The sequence below is a fragment of the Nonomuraea sp. NPDC052116 genome (assembly GCF_040680035.1).
In the GTDB taxonomy this organism is placed as follows: Bacteria; Actinomycetota; Actinomycetes; order Streptosporangiales; family Streptosporangiaceae; genus Nonomuraea; species Nonomuraea angiospora_A.
In genome coordinates this window covers 1-12,765 of the sequence record NZ_JBFAWA010000059.1, presented here as the reverse complement: position 1 = coordinate 12,765, position 12,765 = coordinate 1, and the positions used below count along the sequence as shown (strand labels likewise).

Annotated in this window: 12 protein-coding genes, 2 tRNA genes and 2 pseudogenes; 13 read left to right on the top strand and 3 right to left on the bottom strand. The window is 69.2% G+C overall.

Translation table 11 applies throughout. From position 1 onward, the window contains the following. The first annotated feature begins 62 nt into the window (after positions 1 to 62). The 3 genes from AB0L65_RS58825 to AB0L65_RS58815 all read left to right on the top strand — a co-directional run bounded on the left by AB0L65_RS58825 (position 63) and on the right by AB0L65_RS58815 (position 1,006). Complete coding sequence (locus tag AB0L65_RS58825) at positions 63 to 590, top strand: NlpC/P60 family protein (protein ID WP_364265673.1); 528 nt, start codon at positions 63 to 65, stop codon at positions 588 to 590. 73 nt (positions 591 to 663) lie between these two features. After that, positions 664 to 894, top strand: a complete 231-nt coding sequence (locus AB0L65_RS58820) for a transposase (protein WP_364265671.1) — start codon at positions 664 to 666, stop codon at positions 892 to 894. A gap of 39 nt (positions 895 to 933) precedes the next feature. Continuing rightward, positions 934 to 1,006 (top strand) — tRNA-Thr (locus AB0L65_RS58815). A 269-nt stretch (positions 1,007 to 1,275) separates the two neighbouring features. On the opposite strand, the gene AB0L65_RS58810 is transcribed toward AB0L65_RS58815, so the two are convergent. After that, positions 1,276 to 2,022, bottom strand: a complete 747-nt coding sequence (locus AB0L65_RS58810) for a DUF2071 domain-containing protein (RefSeq protein WP_364265669.1) — start codon at positions 2,020 to 2,022, stop codon at positions 1,276 to 1,278. 312 nt (positions 2,023 to 2,334) lie between these two features. Between AB0L65_RS58810 and AB0L65_RS58805 the strand changes: the two genes are divergently transcribed. The 9 genes and pseudogenes from AB0L65_RS58805 to AB0L65_RS58765 all read left to right on the top strand — a co-directional run bounded on the left by AB0L65_RS58805 (position 2,335) and on the right by AB0L65_RS58765 (position 9,335). Then, a tRNA-Met gene (locus tag AB0L65_RS58805) sits at positions 2,335 to 2,408 on the top strand. Between the two features lie 71 nt (positions 2,409 to 2,479). Next, positions 2,480 to 2,644, top strand: coding sequence for a 50S ribosomal protein L33 (rpmG, locus tag AB0L65_RS58800; protein ID WP_019632658.1), 165 nt, complete (start codon positions 2,480 to 2,482; stop codon positions 2,642 to 2,644). A gap of 668 nt (positions 2,645 to 3,312) precedes the next feature. After that, positions 3,313 to 3,606 (top strand): annotated as a pseudogene (locus tag AB0L65_RS58795) (IS607 family transposase); the annotation flags it as partial. Then, the gene (tnpB, locus tag AB0L65_RS58790; RefSeq protein ID WP_364265667.1) at positions 3,603 to 5,063 is read left to right on the top strand and encodes an IS607 family element RNA-guided endonuclease TnpB; all 1,461 of its coding nucleotides are present in this window, start codon (positions 3,603 to 3,605) and stop codon (positions 5,061 to 5,063) included. The pseudogene AB0L65_RS58795 and the gene tnpB, both read left to right, overlap by 4 nt. A gap of 155 nt (positions 5,064 to 5,218) precedes the next feature. Further along, positions 5,219 to 5,668 carry a MaoC family dehydratase N-terminal domain-containing protein gene (locus AB0L65_RS58785; protein WP_192789633.1) on the top strand — a complete coding sequence of 150 codons (450 nt, stop codon included), beginning with the start codon at positions 5,219 to 5,221 and terminating at the stop codon, positions 5,666 to 5,668. A gap of 1 nt (position 5,669) precedes the next feature. Further along, positions 5,670 to 6,098 (top strand): MaoC family dehydratase, encoded by a 429-nt coding sequence (locus AB0L65_RS58780; RefSeq protein ID WP_350733726.1) that lies wholly within the window; start codon positions 5,670 to 5,672, stop codon positions 6,096 to 6,098. Between the two features lie 111 nt (positions 6,099 to 6,209). Continuing rightward, positions 6,210 to 7,481, top strand: coding sequence for a hypothetical protein (locus tag AB0L65_RS58775; protein ID WP_364265664.1), 1,272 nt, complete (start codon positions 6,210 to 6,212; stop codon positions 7,479 to 7,481). A gap of 11 nt (positions 7,482 to 7,492) precedes the next feature. Next, entirely contained in the window at positions 7,493 to 8,530 is a 1,038-nt protein-coding gene (locus tag AB0L65_RS58770; RefSeq protein WP_364265662.1) for a UDP-N-acetylmuramate dehydrogenase, read from the top strand. A gap of 223 nt (positions 8,531 to 8,753) precedes the next feature. Continuing rightward, positions 8,754 to 9,335: a TMEM165/GDT1 family protein gene (locus tag AB0L65_RS58765; RefSeq protein ID WP_364265660.1), complete on the top strand. Its 582-nt coding sequence runs from the start codon at positions 8,754 to 8,756 to the stop codon at positions 9,333 to 9,335. On the opposite strand, the gene AB0L65_RS58760 is transcribed toward AB0L65_RS58765, so the two are convergent. Continuing rightward, a complete protein-coding gene (locus AB0L65_RS58760) occupies positions 9,321 to 12,173 on the bottom strand; it encodes an AAA family ATPase (RefSeq protein WP_364265658.1) in 2,853 nt (950 codons plus the stop codon). The two genes, AB0L65_RS58765 and AB0L65_RS58760, sit on opposite strands and share 15 nt — an antisense overlap. 115 nt (positions 12,174 to 12,288) lie before the next feature. After that, positions 12,289 to 12,435 (bottom strand): hypothetical protein, encoded by a 147-nt coding sequence (locus tag AB0L65_RS58755; protein WP_192789639.1) that lies wholly within the window; start codon positions 12,433 to 12,435, stop codon positions 12,289 to 12,291. 198 nt (positions 12,436 to 12,633) lie between these two features. On the opposite strand from AB0L65_RS58755, the pseudogene AB0L65_RS58750 reads away from it, so the two are divergent. Further along, positions 12,634 to 12,765: pseudogene (locus AB0L65_RS58750) on the top strand (deoxyribose-phosphate aldolase); the annotation flags it as partial.

The window sequence follows — 12,765 nt, the reverse complement described above, 5'->3', positions numbered from 1 at the left end:
GCAGATCCCCATGAGGCAGGATGACTCCTGAGGGCCATGGAGCTTGTCGGGGGCGGGACGGTATGAGGCGGTGGCGGCTGGCAGCAGGGGCGGCGGCGCTGGTCCTGCTCGTCGCCACGGCCTCCGTGCCGCTCGGGCTGTACGTGCCGGAGAACGTCGTGCGGATCGCGTACGAGATCGAGCAGCGCAGGATCGTCTACTCGTGGGGAGGCGGTCACGCCGAGGAGCCCGGGCCGTCGAAGGGGACCTGCAAGGGATACCAGGGAAAGATCCGGCCCTGCCCGGCCGCCCGGACGCGCGGGCTCGACTGCTCGGGGTTCGCGCGATGGGTGTACGCGCTGGCCAGCGGGTCCGACGTGCTGGGGCCGGGGAACACCAACGATCACGTACGGCGGATGCGGCGGGTTCTGGTGGCCATGCCGGGGGACCTGGTTTTCTTCGGAAGCATCACGAAAAAAGCCATCAAAACCCACCATGTGGGCATCTATCTCGGCAACGGGAAGATGATGAACGCGCCCGAGACCGGTGCGGTGGTGCGCGTGGACGACATCGCCCGTCGGAAGGATTTCTTGGGTTTCTACCGACTCTGAACCGATTCGGTATGGCCTGTAACGCGTGTGGCGTGGCAAAAATTGAGAGACCCGGCGGCTACTGTGTGCCGCTATGGACAGGCGATGGGTCGGCCTCGACGGCTACGAGGTCGTAGGCGTGGTGCACGGCGGGCGGCAACTGCTGCGGGTGCGCCGGCACGGGTGGGTGGTCGCCGACTGCACCTCTGTGGCGGAGGTGGCCAGACACGTCGACCTGGCCGATCTCTGCGAGGTCATCGAACTGCCTGCGCGGCGGCGGACGGAAGTGCGCGCGGAGGCCCGAACGAGTTCGCATCATCGCTGAGTGCCGTGTATGGTTACACCTGTCCGCAGCGCCGGACAGGCCCCTATAGCTCAGTCGGCAGAGCGTCTCCATGGTAAGGAGAAGGTCAACGGTTCGATTCCGTTTGGGGGCTCTTGCTCTGAACACCCACAACGCCCGACCCGCAAGATCGCGGGGCCGGGCGTTTCGCATTCCCCACCCCTCGCCCCCACCCCAGCACATCCACCCCCACCCTTAACCACCACCCCCGTCCTCGCCGCCCAACCTCCTCCACCCACCCCAAATCACCGTCCCGCCGCGCCGCCACCCTTGCCCCGCGCCGCCAGGCCCGCTTCACAGGGGTGTGCTTGCCCTGCGCCGCCACGCCACCCTGCGCGTACCGGTCGCGGTCGAGCGGCGTGGTCACTCGTGCGGGTGGAAGCGGTGCGGTGGGGTGTGGATGTCGAAGGGGATCCGGGCCTGCGCCAGGACCGAGTGCGGGGGCGTGTCGGGCGCGATCAGCCCCAGGCGCTCGAAGAAGGGAAACCTGGCGAAGGTGGCCTCCAGGTGCCGGGGCCGCATGACCGGGTGCCAGATGCTGTAGGCGCCCACCCGGCCGTCTCTGCGCCGGTACCAGCCCTGGGTGGGGTGGGTGAGTTGCTCCAGCCAGTCCGAATCGTCCGTGAAGCCGTCCAGCAGCGTCGGAGCCTGCGGGAGCTCGACCGCCTCGCACCGGCCGTCGGTGGACTCCAGGCGCCAGCGGGCCGGGGTGCCCAGCCAGTCGGCCTCGATGCGGATGTGGTCGTGGCGCCACGGCATGCCCCACAGGTGCTGCGGGATCGCCACGACGGGGTGGTCCAGACGGGTGCCGAAGAACCAGACGCCCGCCTTGCCGTACGCCGTGACGTAGGCCCGGTAGTTGATCTGCCCGCAGTTGATCGACGCCTGCGGCAGGAACCGGAAGTGGAAGTCCCGGTCGCGGAAGGCGACGGCGGAGACCAGGGCGCCGGGGCCGTCCCCGAAGCTCGCCTCCATGGGCGCGAAGCCCTCGGGCAGGTGCCGGGCGAGCGCGTCGGCGTCCACCCGGTAGCTCACGATCGCGAAGTCCTCCAGATCCGTGTGCGCGTGGTGCCAGCGCGGACGCGGCCGGGGAGTGCCCACGAAGCTCATGCCCAAAAGGTACGGCTCTTACGGCCGCGCGGGGCCGGGCGGGGCCGGGCGGGATCATGTGCGCCACGGCGAGAACCAAGGGCTCTCAGGGGTTGTGCGCGTCGCGCCGGTCGCTGCTACGCTTGCCTCCTCCACTGCTTGATCTTCAGGTGGAGTCGGCTGTTCGGGGGCGAGCATCGCCGATTGGTAATGGATTTCGGTTGTCGGGGGTTCCTGAGGCATACTGGGAGCACCCCACCCGATCGGGCGAGTTACGAATGTGCTCGCTGTGTCGGGTATCCTCTACGGGGCCGGGGTCGTTACCGGCCCAAAGGCGGAGTAGCTCAGTCAGGCAGAGCAAACGGCTCATAATCGTTGTGTCGCCGGTTCAAGTCCGGCCTCCGCTACTGCCCACTCCCAGGTCACCAGGCCTGGGTACGGGCGTGTCCATGTCCCGAACGTAGAAAGGCACTCCCAAGTGGCTGCCACCGACGTTAGGCCGAAGATCACGCTGGCCTGCCAGGAGTGCAAGCACCGCAACTACATCACGCGGAAGAACCGGCGCAACGACCCGGATCGGCTTGAGCTGAAGAAGTACTGCCCCAACTGCCGCTGCCACCGCGCGCACCGCGAGACCCGCTAGGTCTCCGGGCAGGGCTTCTGCCCCACATTTCGTCATATCGCACAACCGGCGTCCTATCACGGGGCGCCGGTTTGTCGCGTCTGCACAGGGTTTCAGCGACTCCACACGGACCCCAGGGTCCTCTCTGACGCCCTGATGATGATCGGCCCCGCGGGGGGCGGTCCAGTGGGGCCTGCGGGTGTCGTGACGTCGGCTGGTCCTATGGGGGTCGGGGCGTGCTGACGGTGGTCGGCCGCGTGCGGGTCAGCAGGCGCCGTGATGGGGGCCGATCCCGTGCGAGTCCCAGAGGCCCTCGGTCACGTACGGCGGGTGGTGCCCATCGTGCGCAGTCGTACGGGATACAGGGTCGCAACAGTTGTCGTTTGAGTGTGCGTAGGTGTGTACGAGGTCGCAGGGGTCGATATCGGCGTTGGGTGTGACCTTGCGGTGCGGTGCGGCGCGGTCCGGGTGGAGCCGGTTGCGTGAGTCTGCGGCTCCCATGGACGGGGAGAAGGGCTTGCGTTTCGCTCGAATGTTCTGCCCGGCATGGTCGAATGTTGGTAATCTCGCGGTCACGTTCGGTAAAGGGACGGGAGGTGGGCGAGGCGTTATGCAGACGTGCCAGTGTTGCGGTGTCCGGCGTGTGGTGACCTCGCCGGGTGACCGCCGTCCGGTGCCGGATTGGGGGCGGGCATCGGCGCAAGCTGCACCAGGTCCTGTCCGACCCGAAGGTCGTCGTGATCTTGGTGGAGCACCGCGACCTGCTGGCCCGCTTCGGGGTCGAGCACCTCGAAGCCGCCCTGTTGGCGACCGGCCGCCGCCTTGTCGTTCTGGACCAGGAAGTGACGACGGATGACCTGGAGCGGGACGTGACCGAGGTCCTCACCTCGATGTGCGCTCGTCCGTACGGCCGTCGCGCCGCCAGGAACCGCGCGGAGCGTGCGGTGAAAGCAGCGACCGAAACAGGGGCGGAGCAGGAGTGAAGAAGTTCCAGCCCCGTGACGGGTACACCGTGCTGGCTCACAAGGTCGCTCTCGATCCGAACGCCACCCAGCTCACCGCGCTGCGGTCGCACTGCGGTGCCGCGCGGGCCGCCTACAACTGGGCGGTGCGCTGGGTGCTGGCCTCGTGGTCGCAGCGGAAGGCGGAGGAGACCTACGGTATCTGCGAGGAAGACCGTACCGCGTGGCGGTCGTGGTCCCTTCCGGCGCTGCGTAAGGAGTTCAACCAGGTCAAGCGCACCGATTCGCGCTTTGCGGGCTGGTGGGAGGAGAACTCGAAGGAGGCGTATAACACGGGCCTGGCCAACGCTTCGGCGGCGTTCGACAACTACAGCAAGTCCAAGCAAGGCGTGCGTAAGGGCCGGCGCATGGGCCGTCCCCGGTTCAAGACCAAGCGCAAGGCCCGCCTGGCGTGCCGGTTCACGACCGGCACGATCCGTATCGACGACCGCCGGCACATCGTGCTGCCCCGCCCGGGCCGCATCCGCGTTCACGATGATCTCTCCGGCCTGCTGGCGAAGGCGGAGGCGGACGAGATGCGAATCCTGTCCGCAACGGTCCGCTTCGAGCGGGGCCGCTGGTTTGTGTCCTTCCAGGTCGAAGAACGCCGCCCCCACCAGCCGGTGGAACTGCCGCACGCTTGGGTCGGCATGGACGTCGGCGTGAAGACCCTCCTCGTCGCCGCCGACAGCAACGGCCAAGTACTGCAGGTCCCGAATCCGGCGTTCTACCGGCAAGCCCTCCAACGGCTCCGCAAGGCGTCCCGGAAGGTGTCGCGGCGTCGCCGCCCGGACCAGGGCACGGGTATCGAGCCGTCTCGCCGGTGGGAGAAGGCCAACGCCGAACGCAACAAGATCCACCACCGGGTCGCCAACCTCCGCGCGAACCTGATCCACCAAGAGACCACTCGGCTTGCCCGCCGGTACGGCACCATCGTGGCGGAAGACCTCAACGTGCGCGGCATGGCCCGCAACCGGCGTCTGGCGAAGTCCATCGCGGACGCCTCCTTCGGCGAGATCCGCCGCCAGCTCACCTACAAGAGCGCACGGCACGGCGGCCACCTGCAGGCTGCCGACCGGTTCTACCCGTCGTCGAAGACCTGCTCCGGCTGTGGCGTGGTGAAAGCCAAGCTGCCCCTCAGCTGCCGCGTCTTCAAATGCGACGCATGCGGCCTGGTCCTGGACAGGGACCACAACGCCGCATTCAACCTGGCCGCACTCGCGACCCGCACCCCTGGTACCGGAGTGGCCGGAGACCAGGACACCATACCCATGGTGTCGAAGCCCCGTGGAGTCCAGCGGAAGACCCGCACCGCCCGAACCAGCCGCGCGGCAGGGACGGGCAAGCGGGCAGCGGACGCAATCCTCCCCGCGCCCAGGCGCAGGAAGAAGGAAGCGGGAGACCGTCCTCAAACCGAAACGCATCCCACGCTTCGGTGACGTGACGGACCATCCGGGCGGAAACGCCCGGATTGCTGAGATCCGACCACGGACTCGGCAACGGCAAAATCAAGATAATCACGGCGACAGCCGAACCTTGTTCTGTTACCGTCGGCCTCAGCAGCGCTCGGTTGGTGACATGCGAGGGAGCACTGATGGCCTTGAACCGAGACTTCGTGGGCAGGACCTATTCGCCCAGCGCGCCGTACGAGGTCAGCCGGGTGAAGATCAGGGAGTTCGCCGCCGCGATCGGTGACAACAACCCGCTCTACCGGGACAAAGAGGCCGCCCAGGCCGCCGGATATCCCGATGTGATCGCGCCGCCCACGTTCCCCATCGTGTTCAGCCTGCAGAGCGGAGGCGAGGCGCTCGTCGATCCCGACCTCGGGCTGAACCTCGCCATGGTCGTCCACGGCGAGCAGCGCTTCGAGTACGTCCGGCAGGTCTGCGCCGGGGACCAGCTCGTCACGACCGCGACGATCACTGACATCCGCACGGCCGGGCGGAACGAGCTGCTGACGGTCAGGAGCGAAGTGACGACCGTCGACGGCGAGCCGGTCTGCGTCACCTACAACACGATCGTCGAGCGCGGAGGGGCCGGTTGAGATGACCGCCACGGTGAAGTACGACGAGGTCGAGGTCGGGCAGGAGATCCCGGCCGCCGATTACAACGTGCGCAGGCTCAACCTGGTGATGTACGCCGGGGCTTCCGGGGACTTCAACCAGATCCACTGGAACGAGCGGTTCGCCAAGATGGTGGGGCTGCCCGACGTGATCGCGCATGGGATGTACACGATGGCGCAGGCCGGGCGGTTCGTCACGGACTGGGCCGGGGATCCCGGGGCGGTGGTGGACTTCGGGGTGCGGTTCTCGTCGATGGTGGTCGTTCCCGACGACGATCAGGGGGCGACGGTCTCGGTCAGCGGGGTGGTGGAGGAGAAGCTGGAGGACAAGCGGGTGGTCATCGGGCTCACCGCCAGGTCGGGCGATCAGAAGGTGCTGTCCAAGGCCCGCGCGGTGGTCCAGCTGTCCTGACGCGGCGGCCGGCCGGGTGATATTTCGGGCGGGTCTCGGGTACGCGTGACGTCCATGAACGAAGCCGCGCGACGAGTTTGGCCCACAGTTCGATCGATCCCCGTTTCCGCTGTGACCGATGCCAAGCCGCCCGCCCACCTTCGGCCGGCGCGGGTCGAGAAGGTGGCGGGCAGCTCCGGCACCGGACGGGACACCGCGGGCGGCACCGAAACCGGGGCTGTCGGTGCAAGGGCCAGGGCGACCGAAGCCGGTACGGCCGACATGAAGGCCAGGGCGACCGAAGCCGGTACGGCTGGCGCGAAGGGCAAGGTGACCGAAGCCGGTCCGGAGGCCAAGGTGACCGAACCCGAAACTGCCGGTGCGAAGGGCGAGGTGGAAGGGGCAGGGGCGCATGCTCGGCTTGATCCCGCTGCCGAGTTGGGCTTTTCCGGCGCTCTCGGACGGTGGGGCGACACGGGTGACACCATGCTGCACGCTCAGCGCGTATGGGACAGCTCGCTGGCCACCAACCGTCTCGACGAGCTGGGCGTCAAGCTGGAACGCCAGCGTACGGAGATCAAGGACGTCACCGTCACCGTGAGCCTGCTGGTCGACGGCTGGCCGGAGGACGTCAGGAAGAGCGTGGGATCGATCGTCGAGCACACGAACGCGCGCGTGCTCGCCTTCGACCTCGGCGACGTCGACGGCGCCGGTGAGGTGCTGGACGAGCTGGCCGACCGGCATCCGGACCGGATCGCCGTGTGGCACGTGGCCGAGGAGCCGCACTGGCGAGGGGGTACGGCGACCTGGGGCGAATGCCGTGCCAAGCTGCTGCGGCTCGACGAGGCGGACGTGCACGTGCTCATGGACACGAACGTCGAGCTCTGCGGCGACGCGCTGACCCCGCTGGTCGCGGCCGTCGCGGGGGGCGCCGTGGCGGCCGGGTGGAGGGGCGTGGACTTCCCGGACGGGGAGCCGGAGCCGGTCCGCGTGGTGGAGCCGGGGCCGGGCACGGCCGGGCCCAGGAGGGTGCGGGCGCTGACGGGGGAGCTCATGGCGGTACGCCGGGCCCCGGCGCTCGGAGCCCTGCCCGAGGACGCCGGCTACGGCAGGAACGCCGATCTGGCGCTCTCCCTCGCACTCCAGCAAGGGGCTCACCAGCAAGGCTCCCACCAGCAAGGGTCCCACCAGCAAGGCTCCCACCAGCAAGGGTCCCTCCAGGGGGCCCACCAGCAGGGGCCCAACCAGCGAGAGCCTCTCCGGCAAGGGCGCAGAGAGCTGGTCGTGCCCGAGGAGCCGCTGCCCGCCGTGCGGCTGGGATCGCACGACGTGGACCCCGACTACGACGCACGGGAGTCCCGCCGGAACTTCGACCGCGTGCTGCGCATACTGGGCACCTCATAAGCTATTGGCCCATGGAGATGCTCGCGCCGTATACCACGCTGCGCCTAGGTGGCCCCGCCCGCGACTTCGCCGAAGCGACCACGGCGGAGCACCTCGTGTCCCTGGTGGCCGAGGCGGACATGAAGGGGTTGCCCACGCTGGTGCTCGGCGGGGGCAGCAACGTCGTGGTGGCCGACGAGGGCTTCGACGGGCTGGTCATCAAGGTCTCGACCCGGGGCGTGACCGTCTCGCGCGACGGCGAGCAGGTGCTGGTCACGGTCGAGGCGGGGGAGGACTGGGACCCGCTGGTCGCCCGCGCCGTGGCCGAGGGCTGGTCGGGCATCGAGTGCATGTCGGGCATCCCCGGGCTGGTCGGCTCGACGCCCATCCAGAACGTCGGCGCGTACGGGCAGGAGGTGGCCCAGACCGTCTGGTGCGTGCGTGCCTACGACCGCCGCACCAGGCAGGTGGTGGATCTGGAGGCGCGGCAGTGCGGGTTCTCCTACCGTGACAGCGCCTTCAAGCGCGACCTGGCGCGGCACGTGGTGCTCGCGGTGACGTACGCGCTGGATATTTCGGAAATGTCCGGCCGGCTGGCGTACGAGGAGCTGGCCCGCAGGCTGGATGCGGAGCCCGGTGGGAGGGTGCCGCTCGCGCAGGCCCGTGAGGCCGTGCTGGCGCTGCGGCGCGGCAAGGGCATGGTGCTCGACCCGGACGATCCCGATACCCGCAGCGCCGGCTCGTTCTTCACGAACCCGATCCTCACGCCCGAGGAGGCCGCGGAGCTGGCCTCCCGCGCCCCGGGCCATCCGCGCTGGGAGCTGCCCGGCGGGGCGGTCAAGGTGCCCGCCGCGTGGCTGATCGAGCAGGCGGGCTTCCCGAAGGGGTACGCGCGCGGGCCCGTACGCATCTCCACCAAGCACACGCTCGCGCTGACCAACCCCGACGGGGTCGCCACCACTGGCGACCTGATCGCGCTGGCCAGGGAGGTCAGGGACGGGGTGCGGGAGAAGTTCGGGGTCACGCTGGTCAACGAGCCCGTGCTCGTCGGCTGCGAACTCGGGGAATAGGTCACGTTCGCGGGCTGTTATGGTTGGTTGGAATTTCCGAAGGGGAGTAGTCCCAATCGTGTGATCGACACACTGGCGCTTCATCGCGCCCGGTCACACGGGCCTCATACGGGCGGACGAGACCTTCGGCCTGGCAGTTGTGCAATGCGACGCTGCCGGGCCGAAGTCGTGCCCGAATCTCCCCGGGTCGCCGCTTCCGGCTCGGTCGCGCGGAAGGGGACCGTTGGAAGCGTTCTGGATCAGTCTCGCCGTCATCTTCGTGGCCGAGCTCGGCGACAAGAGTCAGCTCATGGCGATGACGTTCGCGACCCGTTTCAAGATCTGGCCCGTGCTCGCGGGCATCACCATCGCCACGACCCTCGTGCACCTGGCCAGCGTCGCCCTGGGCGGGCTGATCGGTGACGCGCTGCCGACGACGGCCATCGCGGTGGTGGCGGGGCTTGCCTTCCTCGGGTTCGCCGCGTGGACGCTGCGCGGGGACGAGCTGACCGAGGACGAGTCGAAGAAGGCCCAGCGCACCACCAGGAACGCCCTGATCGCGGTGACCGTGGCGTTCTTCCTGAGCGAGCTGGGCGACAAGACGATGCTGGCCACCATCACGCTGGCCACGCAGCACGGCTGGCTCGGCACCTGGATCGGCTCGACCGTCGGCATGGTGGCGGCGGACGCGCTGGCGATCCTGGTGGGACGGCTGCTGGGCAAGCACCTGCCGGAGAAGGTCATCCGGTACGGCGCCGCGGCGGCGTTCGCGATCTTCGGCGTCGTCCTCCTGGCGGAAGCGCTTATCGGATCAGGGGGACAGTAGTGAGAGGCGGTGGGCCGCGGCGGCGGCCTCGCCGCGGGTGGTGACGCCGAGCTTGGCCAGGATGTTGGACACGTGCACGCTCACCGTCTTCGCCGAGATGAACAGCTCGGTCGCGATGTCCCTGTTGGTCCTGCCCTGGGTCACCAGCCGCAGCACCTCCAGCTCGCGCGGCGTCAGCAGCTCGGAGGGCTCCTGGGCGGGCTGAACCCCGCCCACCCGGCGCGACAGCGCCTCGATCTCCTCGATCAGCGGTGTCGCGCGCAAGGCCTGGGCCAGCGGGCGCGCCACCTTCAGCCGGGCCGCCGCCCCCTCGCGGTCGCCCCCGCGCGCGGCCGCGATGGCCGCCCGCAGCAGGGCCTTGGCCTGGTTGTGCGGGCGGTTGAGCCGCTCCCAGGCCGCCGCGGCGGCGTCGAAGTCGCCGGTGTACGACAGCCGGTACGCCTCCACGACCGGCCCGATGACCGACAGCTCGGCCGCCACCTCCGCGGCCAGCTCGCGCACCGCGGCGGCCCGTTCGGGCTCGGTGGCCTCGGCGGCGTCGCAGACCGTGCGGAGTAGCGAGAGCAGCCGCCAGCTGAGCATGGCCTTGCTGGACTGCTTGTGGTGCGAGAGCACGCGCTCGGCCACGCTGAGCGCGGCCCCCGGCTCGCCCTTCGTCAGGTGCCAGCCGATGTGCAGGCGGGCGTTGTTGATGATGTCCTGGACGAACTCCTCGGGCCGGTCCTTCAGCACGCCGACCTCTGACAGGATGCCCTCGACCAGTTGCAGCTCGCCCCTGGCCAGGGCGATGTCGGCGCGGACGCGCAGGAGCGCGTACCTGTGACGCAGGACGGGACCGTGACCGAGCGCGCCTTCGATGATCTCGATGGCTTCGTCCCAGCGGCCGATCACCTCCAGCGCCTCGGCCCAGTTGTTCTTGATGAACAGCCCGCTGCCGCGCAGCCTGCCGTACTTCTTGGCGAGCTCCCAGCCGTGCTCGGCCAGGCGCAGCGCCTCCTCGTGGCGGCCCATGTCGATCAGCGCGTCGATGTTGTTGCCGACCGCCCTGGTGATCAGGCGGGCGGACCCCGCCGCCGTGCCGATCTCCAGCGCCTGCTCGTTGACGGTGATCGTGGACTCGTTCTCGCCGTTGAGGGAGTGGCCCAGCGCCAGGTTCATCAGCAGGTCGGCTTCGAGGCAACCGTCGCCGAGCTCCCTGGCCAGGCGCAGCCCTTCGGCGATCAGCTCGCTCGCCTCGGCGATCTCACCTCGCAACATGAGGTGGCGGCTCAGCACCGAGACCACCTCGGCGCGGTCGGCGCCGTTCTCGGGTACGAGCCGCAGCGCGTGCCGGAGATCCTCGATGACGCCGAGCTGCCCCTTGGAGTTCTTGAACCCCACCCGCCGCACGATGAGCTGCGCGACGCGGCCGGGCTCCTTGGCCTCGTCCAGCTCCGCCAGCGCGGCCTTGACGAACTTGGCGCCCTTGTCGGCCTCGCCGCCGGCGTTCGCGGCCTCCGAGGCGCGTTCGAGGACGGCGGTGTGGTCGGCGTCGATGAGCTCGGCCGCGTCGGGCACGCGCTCCCACAGCATGAGGACGCGTTCGAGCAGCGGAACGGCCTCGGTGTACGCGAACGCCTTGAACGACTTCTGCGCCGCCTCCCAGGCGGAGATCAGCGCCCAGGTGTCGTTGCGGGCGCCGTACCAGTGGTGTGCCAGCTCGACGGCGGCGCGCCCCGGCGGGACCAGCCCGCGGTCCTTGGAGATCTCTTCGGCGAACCTGGCGTGCAGCCGCTGGTGCTCGCCGGGCAGCAGCTCGTCGTGCACGGCCTCGCGGATGAGCGAGTGCCTGAAGACGTAGGCGCGGTTGTCGGCGATCTGCAGGACGTTGCCCGCGATGGCCGGGCGCAGCGCGGCCTCCAGCTCGACGTCGGACAGGCCGCTCACGGCGGCCAGCAGCTTGTGGCTGACCCGGATGCCGCCGGCGGCGGCGACGCGCAGCAGGCGCTGGGTCTCCTCGGGCAGCCGTTCGACGGAGTTGAGGATGAGGTCCTGCATGGACTCGGGGAACGCGCAGTCCTCGCCCTCCAGCATGGCCTCCACGAACAGCGGGATGCCCTCGCTGCGCTCGTAGACCTTCTCGACCTTGGCGTACTGGGGGACCTCGCCGAGGATGCCGGCCATCTGCTGGGCGACCTCGTCCCGCGACAGGCGGGGCAGGTCGAGCCGGTGCACGCCGCTCACCCTGCCCAGCTCAGCCAGCACCGGCCGGAGCGGATGCTGGCGGTGCAGGTCGTCGGAGCGGTAGGTCATGACGATCAGCACCTGCGGGGCGTGCAGGTTGCGGCTGAGGAAGGCGATGAGATCGCGGCTGGACCTGTCGGCCCAGTGGATGTCCTCGATGACGAGGACGGTGGGACGGGCGAGGGCCAGGCGTTCGAGAAGGGTGAGGAACTGCTCGAAGAGCCGGGCGCGGCCGGTGTCGGTCTCGCCGTCGCCGCTCGGCTCGCCGAACTCGGGCAGCAGCCGCGCGAGATCGCGCTCGGCGCCGTCCGGCAGCAGCCCGGCGACGGCCGCGGGGCCCTGCTCCCTGACGAGCTGCCGGAGCGCGGCGGTGAACGGCGCGTAGGCCAGACCCTCTGTGGACAGCTCCACGCAGCCGCCGAACAGCACGTGGGCGCCACAGGCCTGGCACTGCTCGGCGAAGCGCTGGATGAGCCTGGTCTTGCCGACTCCGGCCTCGCCGCCGAGCAGGACGGCCGTTACCGTGCCTTTTCGCGCCTCGTCGAAGCTTTCAGACAGAGCCGCCAGCTCCTCTTCCCGCCCGACGAAGACGGGACTGACAGAACGTCCCCGCATGTCATCCAGCATGTCATGCCCCATCGATTACTTTCGACGCTTTTATGGGGGTCCCTTTACGGGGGTTTCGAGGCCCGGCCACGAGGGAGGTGGTGGCCGGGCTCTCGTGGGAGGGTCATGAGAAACGGAGCTTGCCGAAGACCGAGCGGCGCTCGGACTTGTTGGCCCTCTCGGCCTCGCGTACTCGCCGGTGCTCGGCGGCGGCCTTGCGGAGCTCGCTCGCGTGGTTCTTCATGAGCTCGTACTCGATCTCGGGGTGCATGGTGTGTCTCCTGAAATTTCGTGCTTCTTCCTGACACCTTTAAGACTCGGTCTAAGGCCCTGCCTGCCACATCGGGTGGATGCCTTATCTCCGGTACGCCGACGCGTACGGCATGCCTAAGACCCCGGGGCCGACCGCCTAAGGCGGTCCGGTTTGGAGCTCACGGCCCTGGTCGGCGATGCTGTGTTGGTGTCAACTGTGACTACCTCGCTCGCGGACGTCGCCTCGTCCGACTCGGCGTTGCGAGCTTTCCTGCACGGCCTGCCCGGGGTTGACCGGGTCGGCGCGGACCAGCGGGCGGCGATGCTCGGCACCCGTTCGATCAAGACC